Annotated in this window: 18 protein-coding genes, 3 tRNA genes and 1 pseudogene; 6 read left to right on the top strand and 16 right to left on the bottom strand. The window is 64.3% G+C overall.

Annotated features, from left to right (window positions below; all coding sequences use genetic code 11):
• Together PHA8399_RS01330 and hisA are read right to left on the bottom strand one after the other, a co-directional pair.
• Positions 1 to 288 (bottom strand): hypothetical protein, encoded by a 288-nt coding sequence (locus PHA8399_RS01330; protein ID WP_244270127.1) that lies wholly within the window; start codon positions 286 to 288, stop codon positions 1 to 3.
• Positions 289 to 323: 35 nt separating this feature from the next.
• On the bottom strand, positions 324 to 1,046 hold the full coding sequence (gene hisA / locus PHA8399_RS01335) for a 1-(5-phosphoribosyl)-5-[(5-phosphoribosylamino)methylideneamino]imidazole-4-carboxamide isomerase (RefSeq protein WP_058284402.1): 723 nt from the start codon (positions 1,044 to 1,046) through the stop codon (positions 324 to 326).
• 135 nt (positions 1,047 to 1,181) lie between these two features.
• On the opposite strand from hisA, the gene PHA8399_RS01340 reads away from it, so the two are divergent.
• Positions 1,182 to 1,568 (top strand): DUF2147 domain-containing protein, encoded by a 387-nt coding sequence (locus PHA8399_RS01340; protein ID WP_058284403.1) that lies wholly within the window; start codon positions 1,182 to 1,184, stop codon positions 1,566 to 1,568.
• Between the two features lie 18 nt (positions 1,569 to 1,586).
• Here PHA8399_RS01340 and PHA8399_RS01345 read toward each other — a convergent pair whose 3' ends face one another.
• Both PHA8399_RS01345 and PHA8399_RS01350 read right to left on the bottom strand, forming a co-directional pair.
• Positions 1,587 to 1,838 (bottom strand): WGR domain-containing protein, encoded by a 252-nt coding sequence (locus PHA8399_RS01345; RefSeq protein WP_058284404.1) that lies wholly within the window; start codon positions 1,836 to 1,838, stop codon positions 1,587 to 1,589.
• Between the two features lie 108 nt (positions 1,839 to 1,946).
• A complete protein-coding gene (locus tag PHA8399_RS01350) occupies positions 1,947 to 2,483 on the bottom strand; it encodes a peroxiredoxin-like family protein (RefSeq protein ID WP_058284405.1) in 537 nt (178 codons plus the stop codon).
• 106 nt (positions 2,484 to 2,589) lie between these two features.
• On the opposite strand from PHA8399_RS01350, the gene PHA8399_RS01355 reads away from it, so the two are divergent.
• Positions 2,590 to 3,321: an AraC family transcriptional regulator gene (locus PHA8399_RS01355; RefSeq protein WP_058284406.1), complete on the top strand. Its 732-nt coding sequence runs from the start codon at positions 2,590 to 2,592 to the stop codon at positions 3,319 to 3,321.
• A 65-nt stretch (positions 3,322 to 3,386) separates the two neighbouring features.
• Here the strand turns inward: PHA8399_RS01355 and hisH are convergent, their stop codons facing one another.
• Positions 3,387 to 4,025, bottom strand: a complete 639-nt coding sequence (gene hisH / locus PHA8399_RS01360) for an imidazole glycerol phosphate synthase subunit HisH (protein ID WP_058284407.1) — start codon at positions 4,023 to 4,025, stop codon at positions 3,387 to 3,389.
• Position 4,026: 1 nt separating this feature from the next.
• Entirely contained in the window at positions 4,027 to 4,614 is a 588-nt protein-coding gene (gene hisB / locus PHA8399_RS01365) for an imidazoleglycerol-phosphate dehydratase HisB (RefSeq protein ID WP_058284491.1), read from the bottom strand.
• Between the two features lie 203 nt (positions 4,615 to 4,817).
• On the opposite strand from hisB, the gene PHA8399_RS01370 reads away from it, so the two are divergent.
• Entirely contained in the window at positions 4,818 to 5,057 is a 240-nt protein-coding gene (locus tag PHA8399_RS01370; RefSeq protein ID WP_058284408.1) for an Lrp/AsnC family transcriptional regulator, read from the top strand.
• A gap of 75 nt (positions 5,058 to 5,132) precedes the next feature.
• On the opposite strand, the gene PHA8399_RS01375 is transcribed toward PHA8399_RS01370, so the two are convergent.
• The 7 genes from PHA8399_RS01375 to PHA8399_RS01405 form a co-directional block, all read right to left on the bottom strand.
• Positions 5,133 to 6,491, bottom strand: coding sequence for an aminotransferase (locus PHA8399_RS01375; protein WP_280137375.1), 1,359 nt, complete (start codon positions 6,489 to 6,491; stop codon positions 5,133 to 5,135).
• A gap of 146 nt (positions 6,492 to 6,637) precedes the next feature.
• Positions 6,638 to 6,712 (bottom strand) — tRNA-Gly (locus PHA8399_RS01380).
• Positions 6,713 to 6,856: 144 nt separating this feature from the next.
• Positions 6,857 to 6,931 (bottom strand) — tRNA-Gly (locus PHA8399_RS01385).
• 90 nt (positions 6,932 to 7,021) lie between these two features.
• Complete coding sequence (locus tag PHA8399_RS01390) at positions 7,022 to 7,435, bottom strand: very short patch repair endonuclease (protein ID WP_058284410.1); 414 nt, start codon at positions 7,433 to 7,435, stop codon at positions 7,022 to 7,024.
• On the bottom strand, positions 7,420 to 8,322 hold the full coding sequence (locus tag PHA8399_RS01395) for a NaeI family type II restriction endonuclease (RefSeq protein WP_058284411.1): 903 nt from the start codon (positions 8,320 to 8,322) through the stop codon (positions 7,420 to 7,422). The genes PHA8399_RS01390 and PHA8399_RS01395 overlap by 16 nt, the downstream gene beginning before the upstream one ends.
• Before the next feature lie 92 nt (positions 8,323 to 8,414).
• Positions 8,415 to 9,374 carry a DNA cytosine methyltransferase gene (locus PHA8399_RS01400; protein ID WP_058284412.1) on the bottom strand — a complete coding sequence of 320 codons (960 nt, stop codon included), beginning with the start codon at positions 9,372 to 9,374 and terminating at the stop codon, positions 8,415 to 8,417.
• A 144-nt stretch (positions 9,375 to 9,518) separates the two neighbouring features.
• Positions 9,519 to 9,593: transfer RNA gene (locus PHA8399_RS01405), tRNA-Gly, on the bottom strand.
• Positions 9,594 to 9,751: 158 nt separating this feature from the next.
• On the opposite strand from PHA8399_RS01405, the gene PHA8399_RS01410 reads away from it, so the two are divergent.
• A complete protein-coding gene (locus PHA8399_RS01410; protein ID WP_058284492.1) occupies positions 9,752 to 9,943 on the top strand; it encodes a hypothetical protein in 192 nt (63 codons plus the stop codon).
• A 208-nt stretch (positions 9,944 to 10,151) separates the two neighbouring features.
• Here PHA8399_RS01410 and PHA8399_RS01415 read toward each other — a convergent pair whose 3' ends face one another.
• On the bottom strand, positions 10,152 to 13,595 hold the full coding sequence (locus tag PHA8399_RS01415; RefSeq protein WP_058284413.1) for a pyruvate carboxylase: 3,444 nt from the start codon (positions 13,593 to 13,595) through the stop codon (positions 10,152 to 10,154).
• A gap of 447 nt (positions 13,596 to 14,042) precedes the next feature.
• Here PHA8399_RS01415 and PHA8399_RS22925 point away from each other — a divergent pair.
• A pseudogene (locus tag PHA8399_RS22925) lies at positions 14,043 to 14,219 on the top strand (BLUF domain-containing protein); the annotation flags it as partial.
• Between the two features lie 240 nt (positions 14,220 to 14,459).
• Here PHA8399_RS22925 and PHA8399_RS01420 read toward each other — a convergent pair.
• Positions 14,460 to 15,611 (bottom strand): alpha-hydroxy acid oxidase, encoded by a 1,152-nt coding sequence (locus PHA8399_RS01420; RefSeq protein ID WP_058284414.1) that lies wholly within the window; start codon positions 15,609 to 15,611, stop codon positions 14,460 to 14,462.
• Between the two features lie 83 nt (positions 15,612 to 15,694).
• Positions 15,695 to 17,485, bottom strand: a complete 1,791-nt coding sequence (locus tag PHA8399_RS01425; protein ID WP_058284415.1) for a sensor domain-containing diguanylate cyclase — start codon at positions 17,483 to 17,485, stop codon at positions 15,695 to 15,697.
• Between the two features lie 225 nt (positions 17,486 to 17,710).
• On the opposite strand from PHA8399_RS01425, the gene PHA8399_RS01430 reads away from it, so the two are divergent.
• A complete protein-coding gene (locus PHA8399_RS01430) occupies positions 17,711 to 20,080 on the top strand; it encodes an ATP-dependent helicase (RefSeq protein WP_058284416.1) in 2,370 nt (789 codons plus the stop codon).
• Positions 20,081 to 20,398 lie beyond the last annotated feature (318 nt).

Raw genomic sequence — 20,398 nt, forward strand, 5'->3', positions numbered from 1 at the left:
TCAGCGCCGCGAGGCCAGATAGCGCGACAGGGCATTGGCGATGCCCCACAGCAGCCCGGCCCCGAGGGAGACCGGGCCAAAGATCAGCGGCCCCCAGGCGGCCAGGACACCCGCTGTATAGGCGGTTTCACCCACGTCCTGGCCCAGCACCACGCAGGGATTGGCAAACCCCTCGTGGATTTCGCAGCCGAAGCCGAACCCAAGCAGCAGCACAAAGGCAATGCACATCAGCCACAGGATGATGGGCCCCAAGGTGAAGGTCGCAAGGATTCGGCGGACTAGGCGCATAAAGGGTTCCTTCGCCGGATCAGACCGGGGCGGCGTCAGGCTTTCAGAACCGCCAGCGCCTCTTTCAGGTCGATCGCGCCATCATAAAGCGCCCGGCCCGAAATCGCACCGTTCAAAGGCGCGCCGCAGGTTTTCAGCGCCCGCAGATCGTCCAGCGAGGACACACCGCCCGAGGCAATCACCGGGATGCTGACGGCGTTGGCCAGATCGGCGGTGGCCTCCACATTCGGACCCTTCATCGCGCCGTCGCGCAGGATGTCGGTGTAGATGATCGCGGCAACGCCCGCGTCCTCAAAGCTCTTGGCGAGGTCGGTGACCATCACGTCGGTTTCCTCGGCCCAGCCTTTGGTCGCGACCTTGCCGTTGCGGGCGTCGATGCCGACCGCGACCTTGCCGGGGAATTCCCGCGCCGCCTCGCGCACCAGGCCGGGGTTTTCCACCGCTACGGTGCCCAGGATGACCCGCGCCAGGCCTTTATCAATCCAGCGCTCAATGGTGGCCATATCACGAATGCCGCCGCCCAGCTGCGCGGGCACCTTGGTCTGCTTCAGGATCTCCTCGACCGGGGCGGCATTTACCGGCTCGCCGGCAAAGGCGCCGTTGAGGTCCACCAGATGCAGCCACTCGCAGCCCGCTTCGACAAACTCCAGCGCCTGGGCGGCGGGGTTGTCGTTGAACACGGTGGTCTTGTCCATCTCGCCATGCAGCAGGCGCACGGCCTGGCCGTCTTTGAGGTCAATCGCGGGGTAGAGGATCATCCGGTCGGTCCTTCGTGAAATCAAGCTGGCGGTGTTTTGCACAAGCGCGCCCTGAATTGCAACGCGACCCGAAGTCAACCTTGCCAGAAGGGCCGCATCAGGGACAGGCTGCCTGAAAAACAGGGAGGAAATGGAATGAAACATCTTCTGGCAGGAATGGCTGTGGCCTTGGGGCTGGCGGGCGCCGCATCGGCGGACCCGGTTCTGGGCGTCTGGAAGACGCAGCCCGACGACGGCTCCTATGCCCATGTCCAGATGGCCAAATGCGGCGCCGCGGTCTGCGGCAAGATCGCCCGCACCTTCAACAGCGAGGGGGAGTACAAGTCCCCGAACCTCGGCAAGACGCTGGTGATCGACATGGTGCCCAACGGCGACGGCTCCTACGAGGGGAAGGTCTGGCGGCCGTCCAACAACAAGATCTACATCGGCAAGATGGATCTGGCGGGCAGCTCGCTGGCCCTGCGCGGCTGCGTTGCGGGCGGTCTGATCTGCTCGAAACAAACCTGGACGCGGGTTCAGTAAGCCCCTGAGGGGCTGCGCCTACAGCAGCCCCAGCTGCACCGGGATCGGCGCATAACCGCGTTTCAGCTGCCGGTCCCGGAACCCTTCGAAAATCGCCAGCGCCTCCGCATGACCGGCGAAATAGGTCCGCTTCTGCGCCCCGCCGGGCGCGTTCAGCGGCCCGGACACACGCTCGACACACCAGTCGCCGAACAGCGTCGGCGTCAGGCTCAGCAAGCAATAGCGGTGCTTGCCGTCGGCGTGGTCGTATTTCTCGAAACGGATGTGCAAGGGGGACCCGGGGCGCGAAAAAAGGTCCGCCCCGTATGCCTCGAAGCGGACCCCTTGTCTATTGCTCAATCCGGCGAATTGCACCGGCCCCTGCGGCAGCTGTGACGCTTACACCTCACCGGTATACTCACCGCGCGCCGGGTAGTTATTGGGGATCGCATAATCCAGCGCCGCCACCAGCTCCGCGAAATGCGGGCGCACAAACGGCATGGTCTGGACCGAGCCATAGTACAGCGTCTGCTCCGGCGTCACCATGAACAGGCCGGGTTCCGAAAACAGCTCCGGCTCCTCGATCCCGATCGAGGTCTTGCCGCGCGAGGTGGAGATATAAAGCCCCCACTCCTTGGCCACGGACAGCGGCAGGTCATAGCCGAACCGCAGTTCCTTCGCCTCGATCTTGTCCGCCATCGCGCGGGTGCGCTCCTCGCCGTCGGAGCTGATCGCGATGCAGTCGACGCCGCGCTCGGCAAAGGCCGCAACCTTTTTCTCGAATTCCTTCAGATAGGTCGCGCAGATCGGGCAGTGCAGGCCGCGGTAAAAGCATATCACGGTGCCGCGCTCGGCGTTTTCCACCGACAGGTCAAACTGGCCGTGGTCCAGCGTCGGCAGGGTCAGGTTCGGGGTCTTCTGGCGGGGGATCAGCATAGTGACGCTCCATTTGTGTGATGTGAGTGGTGGTGGTGCTTGCCCAAAGGTATCGCGCAGTTTACTGTCGCATAAATCCGAAAAACCTGACGGGAACCCCGAAATCGTGGACCGCCTCACCACCTTGATGGACCGTTTCCAGCTGGCGGTGCAGGCCGCACAGCCGGGGCAGGCCAATCTGATCGCGCTTGCGGACAGCGGCGGCGTGCCGGTGCGTATCCGCTACTGCACCAAGGGCGCGGTGGAGCGGCTGGACCCGGGCGCGGTTATGTGGGCGGCACAAGTGGAATGGTCGGGCCAGAGCAACCCGTTTCTGGCCGCGCTGCCGCCGGTGGTGGACTATGACATCACCAGCAACGCCGAGGCGCAGGGGCTGGTGCGGCTGATGCAGGAGGAGGCCGAGGGCCAGCACTGCGGCGCGCAGTCGGTGATCAACCGGCTGGGCGAGGTGCTGATGGTGCGCCTCCTGCGCAACCAGATCCAAAAGGGCGCGACCGAACCGGGTCTCTTGGCGGGCCTTGCCGATCCGCGCCTCAGCCGCGCCATCGTGGCGATGCATGACCATCCGGGCAGGCTGTGGACCAATGCCGATCTGGCACAGCAGGCAGGACTGTCGCTGTCGCGCTTTGCTGAGCTGTTCGCTGCCGAAGTCGGGGAAACCCCGATCGGCTACCTGCGCCGCTGGCGGCTGATCCTGGCGCATCAAGACCTTATGCGCGGCGACCGGGTGGAGGCGGTGGCGCGCCGCTACGCCTACGCCAGCCCCGAAGGCTTCACCCGCGCCTTCCGCAAGGCGTACGGCTTGGCGCCGGTTTCAGTGCGCACCGCGGCGGCCTGAACACCGCACTTTCATCTTTCCTGAAATACTCCCGCCGGAGGCAACGGCGCGCCAGCGCCGTCCCCTTACGGTTTCCAGGTCAGGAAATTGCCGATCATCCGCAGGCCCGTCGCCTGGCTTTTCTCAGGGTGGAACTGCATGCCCACCATCGTGTCACGCCCGATAACAGCGGTCACGTCGCCGGCATAATCCACATGCGCCAGCCGTTCCGCCGGGTTGGCGACGCGGAAATGGTAGGAATGCACGAAATACACGTGGTCGCCGCTCTCGATCCCGTCAAACACCGGGTGTGCCTGGTCGATCACTAGATCGTTCCAGCCCATATGCGGCACTTTCAGGGCGGGGTCCGCCGGCGTGATCTTCACCACATCGCCGCCAACCCAGCCGAGGCCCGGCGTCTCGGTGTATTCATGCCCTGTGGTTGCCATCAGCTGCATGCCGACACAGATGCCCAGGAAGGGGCGGCCCTTTTGCTCAACCGCTTCGACCATGGCGTCATAAATGCCCTTGTGGCCGCGCAGCTCTGCCGCGCAGGCGGGAAAGGCGCCGTCGCCGGGCAGCACCAGCCGGTCAGCGCGGGCCACCACATCGGCGTCAGAAGTTACCACAACTTCACCCGCATCCATTTCCCGCGCCATGCGCTGGAACGCCTTCTCGGCGGAGTGCAGGTTGCCGGATTCGTAGTCGATGATTGCGGTCAGCATGTCAAAGCGCGCCCTTGGTCGAGGGAATCGCATCCGCCTTGCGCGGGTCGGTCTCCACCGCCAGCCGCAACGCGCGGGCGGCCGCCTTGAACGCCGCCTCGGCGATATGGTGGCTGTTGAACCCGTGCAGCTGGTCGATGTGCAGGGTGATGCCGCCATGGGTGCTCAAGGCTTGAAAGAACTCCCGCACCAGTTCGGTGTCGAATGTGCCGATCTTCTGGGTTGGCAGTTCCAGGTTCCAGATCAGGAAGGGGCGTGCCGACAGGTCCAGCGCGCAGCGCACCTGGGCGTCATCCATCGGCAGGTGGCACTCGCCGTAGCGGCGGATGCCCTTCTTGTCCCCCAGCGCCTGCACCAGCGCCTGACCCAGCGCGATGCCGGTGTCCTCCACCGTGTGGTGGTCGTCGATGTGGTAATCGCCCTTGGCGCGGATGGTCATGTCGATCAGCGAATGGCGCGCCAACTGGTCCAGCATGTGGTCGAAAAAGCCGACGCCGGTCTGGTTGTCATAAACCCCGGTGCCGTCGAGGTTGATCTCAACCGAAATCTCGGTTTCCGCGGTCTTGCGGGTCACTTTGGCGGTACGCATCAGCGGCTTGTCCTTCGTCATGCTGCAAGAAATTTAATTCTGCCTGGGCGCTTATAGGGCGGGCAGGGGGGCTGGCTCAAGTGCGGCAATGTGTTGGCGGGGCAATCTGTTGCAGCAATCCCGGTCCCATCCCGGTCTCTTGCGCCCGGATGCGCCGCGTGCGAGCTTGGGCGCAAAATCCTGACCATCCAAAAGGGCCGCCCATGTCCATCTGCGTTTTTGTCCAGATCCGCTGCAAACCCGGCACCACCTACAAGGTGGCCGAGGAGATTGCGCTGCGGGAAATCCACTCTGAGCTTTACTCCACCAGCGGCAATTTCGACCTGCTGATGAAGCTTTACATCCCGACCGGTGAGGATGTCGGCAAGTACATCAACGACCAGTTGTTGCAGATCGAAGGGATCGAGCGGTCGCTGACCACGATGACCTACAAGGTGTTCTGAAAGGCCCAAGGCAGAACCGGCAAACAGCAAAACGCCCCGCAGCGCGGGGCGTTTGGTGTTTCGGGTGGAGAAAGATCAGGCGGCAATCAGCCCCTTGTCCTGCAGTTCTGCATAGGCGGTATCGACGGCGGCTTTCATCCGGGCCAGCATGTCGTCCACTTCCGCCTTGGTGATGATCAGCGGCGGGCACAGCGCCAGCGCATTGCCGGCCACCGCCCGCAGGATCAGCCCGTTGTCCTGGCAGGCTTTCTGCGCAGCCGCACCCGCGGCACCCTTGTCAAAGCTCGCGCCGGTGGTCTTGTTCGACACCAGCTCCAGCGCCGCAATCAGCCCCTTGCCGCGCACCTCGCCCACCAGCGGGTGACCGGTGAAGATCTCGCGCAGCTGCGCCTGCATATAGGCGCCCACCTCGGCGGCATGCTCGAACAGGTTGTCGCGCTCGTAGATTTCCAGCGTCTTCAGCGCCGCCGCACAGGCCGCCGGGTGGCCGGAGTAGGTGTAGCCGTGGCCGAACACGCCAACCTCATTGGTCTGCGCGATCATCGCCTCATACATCCAGCCGGGAATGACCGAGGCCGAGATCGGGAAATAGGCCGAGCTCAGCTGCTTGGCAAAAGTCATCAGGTCCGGCTTGATGCCCATGGTGGTGCAGCCAAAGTCCGCACCGGTGCGCCCGAAGCCGCAGATCACCTCATCGGCCCAGACCAGGATGCCATGCTTGCGCAGCACTGCCTGCAGCTTCTCGTAATAGCCCTCCGGCGGCACGATCACGCCGGAGGCTCCGGTGATCGGCTCCACGATCATCGCGGCGATGGTGTCGGGGTCTTCCGCCAGGATCTGCTCTTCCAGGTTATTGATGATCCGGTCGACAAACTGCTCCTCGGTCTCATTGCCCCGGCGGCCGGTGTAATAATGCGGCGCGTCCGAGCGCAGGATGTGCAGCGCCTCCAGCGGCGCATCGAAATGCGCCAGATTCGCGGGCAGGGAGGTCAACGAGCCGGCAGCAACGGTCACCCCGTGATAACCGCGCTCGCGGGTGATGATCTTGCGCTTCTCCGGCTTGCCGATGGCGTTGAAGTAGTAGCGCAGCATTTTGTAGTGGGTGTCATTGGCGTCCGAGCCGGAGTTGCCGAAGAAGATATAGGCATCCTCCACCGGCACCATCGCCTTCAGTTTTTCGGCCAGTTCCATGATCGGCTTGTGCGTCTTGCCGCCAAAGGTGTGGGTGAACGGCAGCTTGTGCAGCTGCTCGGTGATCGCGTCCATCACCTCGGTATTGCTGTAGCCCAGCGAGGTGCACCACAGGCCGGCCAGGCCTTCGATGTATTTGTTGCCGTCCGTATCATAGACATAAATGCCTTCGCCGCGGTCCAGGCAAAGCTGTTCGGTCGCGGTGAAATTGGTAGTGGGATAGATGACTGGGGCCATGTCCAAACTCCTGTAATGAGCTGCCGCACGGGCTGTTTGGCAGTAGCTTTGGCGCGTTTTGCAACGCACGTCAAAAGGAATTTGATCAAATTTACAAAGCGGCGTGGAAAAAGCGAAAAGCCGCCCCGGAGGGCGGCTTTTTCGGTTCCGGATGGAGCGGGCGATGAGATTCGAACTCACGACCCTTACCTTGGCAAGGTAATGCTCTACCCCTGAGCTACGCCCGCGCTGCCATCTGGTGAAGCGGTGAATAGGAAATCCGGCGGACGGCTGCAAGCGGAAAATGACAGGGCGGGGAAAGAAAATCCGGCCCGTGCCGCAGCCCGGAAACGCGAAGGGCCGCCCCGAAGGGCGGCCTTTTCGGCTTCGAATGGAGCGGGCGATGAGATTCGAACTCACGACCCTTACCTTGGCAAGGTAATGCTCTACCCCTGAGCTACGCCCGCGCTGCCATTCGGTGAGGCGGTGTTTAGGGATTTCCAAAACGGGCCGCAAGAGGAAATTTGAAAAACCGCGCAAGTATCTGTGGATAAGCGTTATTCTCCGGTTCTGAGGAAATCCGCGAGGCGATTTTTCAGGGCTTCAAGGTCCTTGGTTTCGCATTCCCAGACTGTCAGCACCTGCCAGCCTGCCGCCTGCAAAGCCGCCGCGTGCTCCGCGTCGCGTTCGGCATTGCGCAACAGTTTCGGCTCCCAGTAATCGCGGCGGGAGGCGGGAATGCGCCCGTCGCGGCAGTCATGCAGATGCCAGAAGCAGCCATGCACAAAGATCACCTTGCGGCGCGGCCCGAACACCAGGTCGGGCTTGCCGGGCAGGTCCTTGCGGTGCAGCCGGTAGCGGATCCCCATCCCGTGCACCATCCGCCGCACCAGCAGTTCCGGCTTGGTATGCTTGGTGCGGATCTTCGCCATATTGGCGCTGCGCCGTTCGGGTGTCAGCTTGTCGGCCATTTCACGGCATGTCCGGATTGTGCGGCCATGCGGGAATGATACTCGTTTTCGATCCGGCAGGAAATGAACTCGCCGCCGGCACAGGGCGGCAGATCCAGCGCCTTGATCAGCTGGCTGTCGTACTGGCCCGACAGCAGCAGGATGCCGTCCCGGGCCAGCAGGTCCCGCGTGCCGCGCCCCTTGTCCGAGCGGATCCGGCGCATGAAGTCCTTCTGCTGCGCCACCGCCTCCACCACATCGCGCGGAACCGGGCGGCGCTGGATCAGCCGGAACAGCTGCGCCATGCGCTCATTTCCGGTGTCGCCCGCAAAGATCTGCTGGACTGCCGCCTCATCCGCGGTGCGCCAGAAGTTGGCGGGGTAGGGTTGATCCTTGAACAGCCACAGGATATGGCGGAAGCCCTCGGCAGAGATGCTGCGCTTGGCGTCCTTATTCTGGCCGTGAGTCAGGTATGCGGGCCGGGCGACGATCAGGCCCAGGTAACAGCGCGCCCGCACCTCATCGGCGGCGACCAGCAGGCAGGTGCAATCAATTGCCTCGGTCGGGATCATCCAGTTGCCGCCCATCGTGTGCTTGATGTCGACATCCTGGCCCAGGATCTCGGTATCCAGCCGCCCCTTGCGCAAGCGCAAGAGCGCCCTCAGTTCGATCTCCACCCGGGTGCCGATATAGGTCTTCTCGGTTTTCTCCAGCTCTTCATACGCGCGCCGTCCGGTCTTGGGCGTCATGATCACATCGTCAATGCACTGGCGCAGCCTCTGCGGCACGTCATGTTCCAGCGCCAGCGCGCCGCCGGCACGGGTCGTGATCTCCTCTGCCAGCGGGGAGAGGGTGCCGAAATCCGGATGGCCGGGACACACAAGGCTGTCGGGAAGTTTCAGTTTCATATCGTGTTCCACCCGGCGGTACGCCGGGCAGCGCCCGGCCCGCCCCCCACGGGGCGGGCGCTGCCCTCAGGTCTATAATCGCTTTGGTGCCTTCACGCCCGCACGGCATGAAGCTTCGGCTTGGCAATTGCCGCCCTCAGCTCCCGCGCCACCGCCTCGGCCACCGGCGGCGGGAAGGCATTGCCGACCTGGCGGTAGGCGTTGGTCTTGGCGCCGGTGAAATGCCAGGCATCCGGGAACCCCTGAATGCGCGCCACCATCCGCACCGTCAGGCGCGGCATGTCGTTGTGGAACGGGTCCGGCGCCTCATTGGCGATGGTACGCCCCTCAACCCCCAGCGCCGCCCAGGCGCGCCGCGCGCGGGTCGGACCCAAATCGGGACCGCCGTGTTTCTTGGAGCCGCCCACAATCGTTGGCGCAATCTCATCGGCCTTGGCGGCCCAGTCTTCTGCCCCGCGCCAGCCGCGTTCCTTCATCAGGTCGATCAGGGTCGCGCCCACGGTCGGCGGATTGTGCGGCAGCGGCTCGGGCCAGTTGAACTGGCCGGAAAACTCCTTGCGCAGCGCAACAATCGCCACCCGCGGCCGCAGCTGCGGCACCCCGAAATCGGAGGCATTCAGCAGCCGCCAGTCGGTCTCATACCCCAGCTTCGACAGCTGCTTCTTCAGCTTCTCGCGGTAGTCATGGAACACCGCATCCAGAAAGCCGCGCACGTTCTCGATCATCACGGCGCGGGGGCGGGTCGCGTCGACGATCTCGATCGCATCGTCGAACAGGTTGCGCTCGTCCTTCTCGCCCAGCTGTTTGCCCGCCACCGAAAACGGCGGGCAGGGCAGGCCGCCTGCCAAGAGGTCGATGCCCTTGTAGTCGCCCGCAACCTCCTTGAACTTGCGCACGTCCTCTTCCAGCACGTTCCACGCCGGGCGGTTGTGGCGCAGGGTGGCGCAGCAATGCTTGTCGATCTCAACCAGCGCGGTGTGATCAAAGCCCGCCGCCTCGAGACCGAGGGCCTGGCCGCCCGCACCTGCGCATAGTTCTACCGATGTTAGCATTCTGCTCTGCCCGCCCGTTTCTGTTCTTGCTCTGTTCCTATGCGGAATCGTGATTCCGCACAAGGTTTTCTGCACCCGGGCAGACTATGCGGAAATCCTCAAAAGCGAAAGGCCGCCCCGGAGGGCGGCCTGTCCGTTTCCCGATGGAGCGGGCGATGAGATTCGAACTCACGACCCTTACCTTGGCAAGGTAATGCTCTACCCCTGAGCTACGCCCGCGCTGCCATCCGGTGAGCGGTGAAATAGGGGCTCTCCCTGCCGGCTGCAAGAGGAAAATCGGTGCAAGGCGAAAAAAATCCGCCCCGGAAGCGACGGAAGGGCGGGCGATGCGCGTGCCACTTTTCAAACATCCGGCTTTTTCAGGGGAGGTTGAGGCCATGAATTGGAAAGACTGCCTGCGGATCGCCTGCCTGAGCGCGGCGATTGCGATGGGGCTGCTGGTGCATGGCGCGCAGCATACCGCTGCGCCGCAGACAGACAGCTGGTCCGGGCAGATCAAAGGGCTGACGCCGGTGCCGGTCGAGACTGTGACCCTGGCGCACCCGCCGGATCAGAGCGCCCGGTCTTAAGGCAAACCGTTTCCCGGCGCGGGAAACGGCCAAAAATCCTGCGAGGATTTTTGGTGCCAAGCATCAGCGCAGCCCCCGTTTTCCGCGCCGGAAAACGGGCCGGAATTCTCGTAGAATTCCGCCTTCCCCGCGCCCCGACCTTGCGAAACTGAAAAGGGCGCCCCGCCACCCGGCAGGACGCCCCTTTCCTTGAAATCAGCCCTGAGGCTTATTCCAGCTCGATCAGCAGATCCTTGGCGTCGATCTGGCCGCCGGCCTGAACATGCACCGCCTTCACCACCGCGTCGCGCTCGGCGTGAATGCCGGTCTCCATCTTCATCGCTTCGATGGTCAGCAGCATATCGCCCTCGTGCACCTGCTGGCCCACCTGCACCGCGACAGAGGCGACAACACCCGGCATCGGCGCGCCGACGTGGTTCGGGTTGCCGGCCTGTGCCTTCGGACGCGCTTCGGTCGAGGCCTTGACCAGGCGGTTCGGCACCCGGATCACGCGGGGCTGGCCGTTGAGTTCAAAGAAGACCTTCACCTCGCCCTTCTCGTCGGTCTCGGAGATTGCCTGCAGGCGGATCTCCAGCGTCTTGCCCGGGTCGATCTCGGCAGTGATCTCTTCACCCGGCTCCATGCCATAGAAGAAGGTGCGGGTCGGCAGGGTGCGCACCGGGCCGTACTGGCGGTGGCGGCCCATGTAGTCCAGGAACACCTTGGGATACATCAGGTAGCCGTTCAGGTCCTCGTCATCGACACTGAAACCTTCCAGCTCCTTCGACAGTTCGGCACGAACCGCTTCCAGATCCACCGGCTCCAGATGCGCGCCCGGGCGTTCGGTGTTCGGCGCTTCGCCTTTCAGCACCTTGCTGACGATGCCTTCCGGGAAGCCGCCCGGAGGCTGGCCCAGGTTGCCGCGCATCATGTCGATAACCGAGTCGGGGAAGGCCACGTCGGTTTTCGGGTCCTCGACCTGTGTGCGGGTCAGGCCCTGGCTCACCATCATCAGCGCCATATCGCCAACCACCTTGGACGACGGCGTCACCTTCACGATATCGCCGAACATCTGGTTCACGTCCGCATAGGTCTGCGCCACATCGGCCCATTTCTCTTCCAGCCCCAGGGAGCGCGCCTGCGCCTTCAGGTTGGTGAACTGGCCGCCCGGCATCTCGTGCAGGTAGACTTCCGAGGCGGGGGCCTGCAGGCCGCTCTCAAACGCCGCATACTGCGCCCGCACCTGCTCCCAGTAGCCGGAGATCTCGCGCACCTTGGCGATGTCGATGCCGGTGTCGCGGTCGGTGTTGCGCAGCGCCTCGACGATGGAGCCCAGGCAGGGCTGCGAGGTGCCGCCGGAGAAGGCGTCCATGGCCGCATCCACCGCATCCACACCGGCATCCGCCGCCGCCAGGATGGTGGCCCCGGCCACGCCGGAGGTGTCATGGGTGTGGAAGTGGACCGGCAGGCCGACCTCTTCCTTCAGCGCCTTGACCAGCTGGCGGGCGGCGGCGGGCTTCAACAGGCCTGCCATGTCCTTCAGGCCCAGGATGTGGGCGCCGGCCGCTTCCAGCTCCTTCGCCATGCCGACGTAATACTTGAGGTCGTACTTGGCGCGGTTCGGGTCCAGGATATCGCCGGTATAGCAGATGGTGCCTTCGCAGACCTTGCCGCTCTCGACCACCGCATCCATGGCGACGCGCATGTTCTCGACCCAGTTCAGCGAGTCGAAGACACGGAACACGTCGACGCCGGTCTTCGCCGCCTGGCGCACGAACTCCTGCACCACGTTGTCCGGATAGTTGGTGTAGCCGACGCCGTTGGAGGCGCGCAGCAGCATCTGGGTCATCAGGTTCGGCATCCGTTCGCGCAGGTCGCGCAGGCGCTGCCAGGGGCATTCCTGCAGGAAGCGGTAGGCCACGTCAAAGGTCGCACCGCCCCAGCACTCGACAGAGAACAGCTGGCTCAGGTTCTGGGCATAGGCCGGTGCCACCTTGATCATGTCGATCGAGCGCATCCGGGTCGCCAGCAGCGACTGGTGGCCGTCGCGCATGGTGGTGTCGGTCAGGAGCAGCTGCGGCTGCGCCTTCATCCAGTCGGCCACCGCCTGCGCGCCCTTTTCCTCCAGCAGGTTGCGGGTGCCCTTGGGCAGGCCGCCCGGCTCGACCCGCGGCGCGCGCGGCTCTTTCAGGTCGGCGGCGGGGGCCGGACGGCCTTCGGTCTCCGGATGGCCATTCACGGTGATGTCCGCGATATAGGTCAGCACCTTGGTGCCGCGGTCGCGGCGTTTCTTGAACTGGAACAGCTCCGGCGTCTCGTCGATGAATTTAGTGGTGTATTGATTCGACAGGAAGGTCGGGTGTTTCAGCAGGTTCTCGACAAAGGCGATGTTGGTGCTGACGCCGCGCACCCGGAACTCGCGCAGGGCGCGGTCCATGCGGGCAATCGCCTTCTCGGGCGTCGGCGCCCAGGCAGTCACCTTGGTCAAGAGCGAGTCGTAATAGCGGGTGATCACGCCGCCCGCGTATGCGGTGCCGCCGTCCAGGCGGATGCCCATGCCGGTGGCGGAGCGGTAGGCGGTGATGCGGCCGTAGTCCGGGATGAAGTTGTTCAGCGGATCCTCGGTGGTCACCCGGGTCTGCAGCGCGTGGCCATTGAGGCGGATATCGTCCTGCGACGCCTTGCCGGTGGCTTCCGCAATGCTCTTGCCCTCAGCGATCAGGATCTGCGCTTGCACGATGTCGATGCCGGTGACCTCTTCGGTCACGGTATGCTCCACCTGCACCCGCGGGTTCACTTCGATGAAGTAGAACTTGCCGTCGTTCATATCCATCAGGAATTCGACGGTGCCCGCGCATTCATAGTTCACATGTTGGCAGATCCTGCGGCCCAGGTCGCAGATCTCGGCGCGCTGCTCTTCGGTCAAATAGGGGGCAGGCGCGCGCTCGACCACTTTCTGGTTGCGGCGCTGGACCGAGCAGTCGCGCTCGTAAAGGTGATAGATGTTGCCGTCCTTGTCGCCCAGGATCTGCACCTCGACGTGGCGGGCGCGGGTGATCATCTTTTCCAGATACCCTTCACCGTTGCCAAAGGCGGCTTCCGCCTCGCGGCGGCCTTCCAGCACCTTTTCTTCCAGTTCCTTCTCGGCGTGGATCGGGCGCATGCCGCGGCCGCCGCCGCCCCAGGAGGCCTTCAGCATCAGCGGATAGCCGATCTCGGCCGCTTCCTTGCGGATCGCGTCCATGTCGTCGCCCAGCACTTCGGTCGCCGGGATGACCGGCACGCCGGCCTCGATCGCCACCTTGCGGGCCGAGGCCTTGTCGCCCAGGGCGCGCATGGTTTCCGCCTTGGGGCCGATGAAGGTGATGCCGTTGCGGGCGCAGGCGTCCACGAAATCCGGGTTCTCGGACAAGAGGCCGTAGCCGGGGTGAATCGCATCGGCACCGCATTCCTTGGCGACGCGGATGATCTCGTCGATCGACAGATAGGCCGCAACCGGCCCCATGCCTTCGCCGATCCGGTAGGCTTCGTCCGCCTTGAACCGGTGCAGGCCGAGTTTGTCCTCCTCGGCATAGACGGCGACGGTGCGCTTGCCCATCTCGTTGGCGGCGCGCATCACGCGGATCGCGATCTCGCCACGGTTGGCAATCAGGATCTTTTTGAAGTCGGTCATTTCACCCTCGGGGTCCGTGCAAGTTGGTGCAGTGTTAGGCGGATATTAGCGATCCGCACAACCGTAGTTCTGGGTATTTCCGGCATGATTGCGCTCTCAAGCGGCCTGTTTTTGGATTTTTGTTACATTCCGGATGGCGGTTTGTTGCGCCTTGTAACCGGCCTGGCCCCCGAAGGGGTTTGGCAGGGCGCCGGACCCCGGAGGCCGGCACCGGCCGCTTTCGGTCAGCACGCTCAACTTCGGGTCAGGAATGCGCCGGTCCGCGCAACCAAAGAGGCCCGGTCCTGACCTTCCGCAACAGCCGCTGCCAGGGGTGTTGCGGTAGACTGAAAACAGACTTGGGTTCAAATGCTTGCCCTCAAGATACCAGCCGCGCTCCGGCGCTGGCTGCTGCCAAGGAGAGTGATCATGCACCGTATCATTTACGTCAGCCAGGCCGTGCGCGGCATGTCCAGCAAGGAGCTGGCCGTGATCGTCGGCAAGGCGCAGAAATCCAACGCCGCTGCCGGTGTGACCGGTATGCTGGTCGGCCACATGGGGTGGTTCCTGCAGGTGATCGAAGGCCCGGCGGAGGCGCTGGCTGCGCTGTTTCACCGCATCAGTGCCGACCCGCGCCACGGCAACATCCGGGTGCTGGTCAGCGAGGCGGCCCCGGCCCGGGCGTTCCCGGAGTGGCGGATGGCGTTTTCGGAACCGCACGCGCTGCCTCCGTCCGTGCAAAAGCACGTGTTTGCGCTGCAGAACCTGATCCCGATCAACAGCCCTGACCGCGGCAGCGAAACCGCGGTGCGGCAGGTTGTGCGCGACTTTCTGGCCGCCTTCGAGCGGCTTGAAAAACCCGCCGGAGCGGCCCCGCCGAGCGGGTCATCCCGCCGCTGGCGGCCAGGGCTTCAGCGTCTTCAGGGCCGCCAGGTCCGGTGTTCCCAGCTGGCTCATGTTCGCCTGCATGTCCTTGGCCAGAATGTCCGTCAGATGCGCCGGGCCGTCCGCGCCAAGTGCGGCCAGCGCATAGTGGCAGGCGCGGCCCAGCATGACGAAATCCGCACCCAGGGCCAGCGCCCGGATGATGTCCAGCCCGCCTTCGATGCCGCTGTCGAAAACCAGCGGAATGCGCACCGCTTCCCGGATCTCCGGCAGCACCTCTATTGCGGCGGGGCAGCCGTCGAACTGGCGGCCGCCGTGGTTGGAGATCCAGACCGCATCGGCGCCGGCCTCTTCCAGCCGCTTGGCATCCTGCGCCCGCAGCACCCCTTTGACGACGAACGGGCCGTCCCAGTTGCGCCGCAGCCAATCCACATAGTCCCAGTCGGGCGAGGTCCGCAGCAAATAGCCGACATGGGCGGTCGGCGGCAGGTTTTTCTGCGCACCGGAGATATATCTGTCCAGCGTCCGCATATGCGGCATCCCGTGCCGTGCCATCCCCAGCGCCCAGGCGGGGCGCATGGCGATCTGCGCCAGCAGCCGCGGGGTCAGCCGCGGCGGCTGGGTCAGGCCGGACCGGGTCTGCCGCTCCCGGCGCGAGGCGGCGGGCACGTCCACCGTCAGCACCAGCGTCCTGAACCCCGCATCCCGGGCCCGCGCCAGCAGGTCGGCGCGGATGCCCTCGTCCTTGGGCGGATAAAGCTGGAACCAGGCGTCCTGCCCCAGATGCGGCGCCAGGTCCTCGGGCGAGCGGCTGGCCACGGTGGACAGGCAAAAGGGAATGCCCGCCGCGGCGGCGCTGCGGGCCAGGATGGCCTCGGCATCCGGCCAGATCAGACCCGACATGCCGACGGGCGCGATGCCAATCGGCAGGGCCTGCGGCTTGCCCAGGAACTCAGTCCTCAGGTCCGGCTCCATCGGTCCGTGCAGGATGGACGGAAGAAACCGCACCCGGTCCAGCCCGGTGCGGTTGCGCGCCTTGGCGGCCTCGTCGCCGGTGCCGCTGTCCAGATAGTCCCAGACGAAACGCGGCAGCCGGGCCCGGGCGCGGTCTCTCAGATCGCTAAGGCCCGGGTATCTTTGATGCAAATCCATGCACGCATTGGTACGCGGCGGGCGGTAGAGTGCAAGAAAAAGCGCCCGGTGCCTGTCACGGCTTCCGGGCGCCCGCCAGCGGCCTAGGCCGCGGCATCCTTGTCCTGCGGTTCCAGGGCGCCAGCGGCCTGCACCGCCGGATTGCGCGGGGCGGGGATTGCGCCATCCGCAACGCAGACCTGATTGCGGCCCTTGGCCTTGGCATCATACAGCGCATCGTCAGAGGCGCGCAGCAGATCCTGCGGCATGGTGCCATGCGCCGGGTAATGCGCCACGCCCAGCGAAATGGTGATCCGCGGCAGCGCCTTTTCACCATAGCGGACGACCACATCCTCAACCCCTTGGCGCAGCAGTTCAGCCTTGGTCATCACATCCTCCTGGCTCAGGCCAGGCAGAATCAGGGTGAACTCCTCGCCGCCGGGACGGCAGGCGATCTCGTCGCCGTCGCAGGCCTGTTCCAGCACCGAGCCGACCGCACGCAGCACCATATCGCCCGCATCATGGCCATGGTTGTCGTTGAATTTCTTGAAGTGGTCGACGTCGATCGACACCACGCTGAGCCGCCGTCCGCTGTTCTGGCTGGCGCCGATGAGCTTGCGCAGGCTTTCCGTCATGTGACGGCGGTTGAACAGTCCGGTCAGCGGATCGCGCACCGACTGGTCGTGCAGCTGGTCGCGCATCCGCACGTTTGCGATTGCCATTGAAATCTGCTCCGCGCACATCTGCGCCAGTTTCTTGGTGCCGACAAACTCCGGGCATTCGTCCTTGATCGCCCGCAGATGCATCAGGCCAACGGTTTCACCATGCGCCAGGATCGGAAAGCAGTAATAGCTCCGGCCGTCATGCGGCTCCGCGTGCTCGCAGACGAAATCAATCTCAGATGTGCCGAACTCATAGGTGCGGCCCCGGCGCAGGCCCCAGCATTCCTCAGGGTGGATGTGATCCTTGTGGCTGCCGCCGTTCCAGCTGGCACAGCCGTCCAGCACATCGCGGGAGTTGGAGTAGACATAGATGCTGCCCTCGGCGGTCGGCAGGATGTGGGTCATGAAACGGGCAACCATGTCGAACAGCTCATCCAGGGAGCGGCTCGACTGAAGCCATTCGTTCAGCTCCCCCAGCAGCTGCACCTCGCGCGCCAGCCGCAGCTGCTCATCCAGGATGCCGCGCTCTTTCTTGTTCTGCTGCTGCATCTGGTTCATGCTGAACCGGTTGGTCCTGAACACCACATAGACTGCGATGGTCATGGCCAAGAGCGCAATGGAGGTCAGCACCATCAGCGACAACTGGGCGCGGCGGACAAACGTCGTCCTCAGGTCGGTGATATCGGTGTAGAAATCAATCGCACCGTCGAATTGACCATTGTGAATCAGCGGCACATAGACCTGCGCAACCTCCCGCGTGATGCTGCTGTCAAAACCGTTGGACTGCAGCGGGAACCCATCCACCTCATAGGCGGGCAGCGGCTCGTGCATGTAATAGACCTCGCCGCGCGCCACCTGTGTGCTGAAGAAGGCGTTGGTCTCATACTCGCCGATTTCATCGCTGCGGGTGGACCAGAAAATCTCCCCGTCGCTGGTTAGCAGGCGGAACCGGAATACATCCGTCTCCTCTGGCAGCAGCAGCAGATCCTGCGCGTCCTCGGGCCGGATCCGCCCCTCTTCAAAGGAGTCCCCGACATCTGTCATGTGCAGCACCACCCTGCGCTGCCAATGCTGCGACTGTTTGCGCAGGTCGTTTTCGATCATCCGGTCCACGATGGGCGTGGGGACCGCAAACACAGCCCAGGCCGAAGCGCCCGCGGCTGCGACAAGGACTAGGATCAGCGACAAGCTGCGGATCTTTTCAGCAAGGCTGGATCTCAAGTTTTTATTCATTTTTCTGCGCCTGAAGTGCTGTAAAATTAATTGGCGGTGTGCAGCCGCGACGCTAGCCGGGATTGCTTTCAGTCCCGTTAATCTCCCGTAAGATTCCTGAAATCATTCTTTCCGATGAGCAGTTTACAGCCGCCTGCAACGGGTCCCCGAGAGGTGGCGGAAGGCAGGTGAACAGAGTGTGAACGTCCTCTTTCCGCCAAGCTTGAATCAGGTTAGGATCGCGCCATGAGCAGTTTTGACGAAATGGACGCCTTTGAGGGCGCATCGCTGTCGGCACGCGCCATGCAGGCGCGGCCGATGCCGTATCTGGACAGCCTCAACCCCGCCCAGCGGGAAGCGGTTGAATGCCTCGACGGTCCGGTCCTGATGCTGGCGGGCGCGGGTACCGGCAAGACCAAGGCGCTGACCACCCGCATCGTGCACCTTCTCAGCACCGGCCGGGCGCGCCCGAATGAGATTCTGTCGGTGACTTTCACCAACAAGGCCGCCCGCGAGATGAAGGAGCGGGTCGGGGCGATGCTGGGCCAGGCGGTCGAGGGCATGCCGTGGCTCGGCACCTTCCACTCGATCTGCGTCAAGCTGCTGCGCCGCCACGCTGAACTGGCGGGGCTGAAATCCAATTTCACCATTCTCGACACCGATGACCAGATCCGCCTGCTGAAACAGCTGATCCAGGCCGCGGGCATCGACGACAAGCGCTGGCCCGCGCGGATGCTGGCCGGCATCATCGACGACTGGAAAAACCGCGCCCTGACACCGGAGAAGGTGCCCGCAGGCGACGCCAGCGCCTATAACAGCCGCGGCACCGAATTCTATGCCCAGTACCAAACCCGCCTGCGCGAGCTGAACGCGGTCGATTTCGGCGACCTGCTCTTGCACATGGTCACGATCTTCCAGAACCACCCCGACGTGCTGGAGCAGTACCAGCGCTGGTTCCGCTACATCATGGTGGACGAATACCAGGATACCAACGTCGCCCAGTACCTGTGGCTGCGGCTCTTGGCGGGCAAGCACAAGAACGTCTGCTGCGTCGGCGACGACGACCAGTCGATCTATGGCTGGCGCGGTGCCGAGGTCGGCAACATCCTGCGGTTTGAGAAGGATTTTCCCGGTGCCATGGTAGTCCGGCTGGAGCAGAACTACCGCTCCACCGGCCATATCCTTGCCGCCGCCGCGGGCGTCATCCGCGGCAATCAGGGCCGCCTGGGCAAGGAGCTTTGGACCGATGCCGGCGACGGCGAAAAGGTCCGCCTGATCGGCCATTGGGACGGCGAGGAAGAGGCCCGCTGGATCGGCGAAGAGATTGAATCGATGCAGCGCGGCACCCGCGGCCAGGCGCCGCTGGGGCTGGACCAGATGGCGATTCTGGTGCGCGCCTCCCACCAGATGCGCGCGTTCGAGGACCGGTTCCTGACCATCGGCCTGCCGTACCGGGTGATCGGCGGCCCGCGCTTCTATGAGCGGATGGAGATCCGCGATGCGATGGCCTATTTCCGCGTCGTGGTGTCTCCGGATGACGACCTGGCGTTCGAGCGCATCGTCAACACCCCCAAGCGCGGCCTTGGCGACAAGGCGCAGCAGACCATCCAGGGCCTCGCCCGCGAAAACGGTGTTTCGCTGGTGGAGGGCGCCCGTCTGGCGGTGGAGAGCGGCCAGATCAAGGGCAAGGGCGGCGGCGCCCTGCGCCAGCTGGTCGAGGGCATCGCCCGCTGGGGCCGCATGGCCGGCGACGCCGACACGACACATATGGAGCTGGCAGAGATCATCCTGGATGAGTCGGGCTACACCGGCATGTGGCAGAACGACAAGACGCCGGAGGCGCCGGGCCGCCTGGAAAACCTCAAGGAATTGGTGAAGGCGCTGGAGTCTTTCGAGAACCTGCAGGGCTTCCTCGAACACGTCAGCCTGGTGATGGACAACGACAAGCAGGACGCGGACGAAAAGGTCTCGATCATGACCCTGCATGCTGCCAAGGGCCTGGAATTCCCCGCCGTCTTCCTGCCGGGCTGGGAAGACGGGTTGTTTCCCTCGCAGCGCTCAATGGATGAAAGCGGCCTGAAAGGCTTGGAGGAAGAGCGCCGCCTTGCCTATGTCGGCATCACCCGCGCCGAACAGATCTGCACCATCTCCTTCGCCGGCAACCGCCGGGTGTTCGGCCAGTGGCAATCGCAGCTGCCCTCGCGGTTCATTGACGAACTGCCGGAGGAGCATGTCGAGGTGCTGACCCCGCCGGGCCTTTATGGCGGCGGCTACGGCGCGGCGGCGCCCGGGGCCTCGATGGGGGCAGGGCAGGTGCGCTCGACGATCGAGGAAAAGATGGCGCAGGCGGATGGCTACAACTCGCCCGGCTGGAAACGGATGCAGGCCCGCGCCGGCCAGCGCGGCCTGTCGCAGCCCAAGGAAAGCAAGCACCAGGTGATCGACCTGACCGCCACCTCCAGCTTCACCCTGGGAGAGCGCGTGTTCCACCAGAAATTCGGCTACGGCGCCATCACCGGGATCGAGGGCGACAAGCTGGAAGTGGATTTCGAAAAGGCCGGTACCAAGAAAGTGGTTGCCCGCTTCGTCTCCACCCCGGACGACGTTCCGTTCTGATCAGCGCTCTGGCGCCGGCTGTGCCGGCGGATCGGATCGCGCAGCGATCCGATCCGGGCGCGGGGGCGGCGGGCAGCACAGCTGCCCGCCGCCCCCGCGCCACCCCCATCCTCTGACAAAGACGTGACAGCGGCAGGCCTTTTGCCTGGCTGCAGCCGCTTGCCTGCACCATGACCACAGGAGGCCTGCAAGGCGCAGGCTTTCATGTGATGTTCTGAAAAATGAGGTCCTGAAAAACAAGAAACGGCGGCGCCCAGGGAGGAGGAGGGGTACCGCCGTTCTGTCAAACACCGGGGAAAAGGGAGGAGGAGACCCCGG

Origin of the sequence: Leisingera aquaemixtae, from assembly GCF_001458395.1 — a bacterium.
GTDB classification, from domain to species: Bacteria; Pseudomonadota; Alphaproteobacteria; order Rhodobacterales; family Rhodobacteraceae; genus Leisingera; species Leisingera aquaemixtae.

Coding starts and splice junctions, on each gene's coding strand:
- PHA8399_RS01330 (WP_244270127.1), bottom strand. CDS start 288: ATGCGCCTAGTCCGCCGAATCCTTGCGACCTTCACCTTGGGGCCCATC.
- hisA (WP_058284402.1), bottom strand. CDS start 1,046: ATGATCCTCTACCCCGCGATTGACCTCAAAGACGGCCAGGCCGTGCGC.
- PHA8399_RS01340 (WP_058284403.1), top strand. CDS start 1,182: ATGAAACATCTTCTGGCAGGAATGGCTGTGGCCTTGGGGCTGGCGGGC.
- PHA8399_RS01350 (WP_058284405.1), bottom strand. CDS start 2,483: ATGCTGATCCCCCGCCAGAAGACCCCGAACCTGACCCTGCCGACGCTG.
- hisH (WP_058284407.1), bottom strand. CDS start 4,025: ATGCTGACCGCAATCATCGACTACGAATCCGGCAACCTGCACTCCGCC.
- hisB (WP_058284491.1), bottom strand. CDS start 4,614: ATGCGTACCGCCAAAGTGACCCGCAAGACCGCGGAAACCGAGATTTCG.
- PHA8399_RS01370 (WP_058284408.1), top strand. CDS start 4,818: ATGTCCATCTGCGTTTTTGTCCAGATCCGCTGCAAACCCGGCACCACC.
- PHA8399_RS01390 (WP_058284410.1), bottom strand. CDS start 7,435: ATGGCCGACAAGCTGACACCCGAACGGCGCAGCGCCAATATGGCGAAG.
- PHA8399_RS01395 (WP_058284411.1), bottom strand. CDS start 8,322: ATGAAACTGAAACTTCCCGACAGCCTTGTGTGTCCCGGCCATCCGGAT.
- PHA8399_RS01400 (WP_058284412.1), bottom strand. CDS start 9,374: ATGCTAACATCGGTAGAACTATGCGCAGGTGCGGGCGGCCAGGCCCTC.
- PHA8399_RS01410 (WP_058284492.1), top strand. CDS start 9,752: ATGAATTGGAAAGACTGCCTGCGGATCGCCTGCCTGAGCGCGGCGATT.
- PHA8399_RS01415 (WP_058284413.1), bottom strand. CDS start 13,595: ATGACCGACTTCAAAAAGATCCTGATTGCCAACCGTGGCGAGATCGCG.
- PHA8399_RS01420 (WP_058284414.1), bottom strand. CDS start 15,611: ATGGATTTGCATCAAAGATACCCGGGCCTTAGCGATCTGAGAGACCGC.
- PHA8399_RS01425 (WP_058284415.1), bottom strand. CDS start 17,485: ATGAATAAAAACTTGAGATCCAGCCTTGCTGAAAAGATCCGCAGCTTG.
- PHA8399_RS01430 (WP_058284416.1), top strand. CDS start 17,711: ATGAGCAGTTTTGACGAAATGGACGCCTTTGAGGGCGCATCGCTGTCG.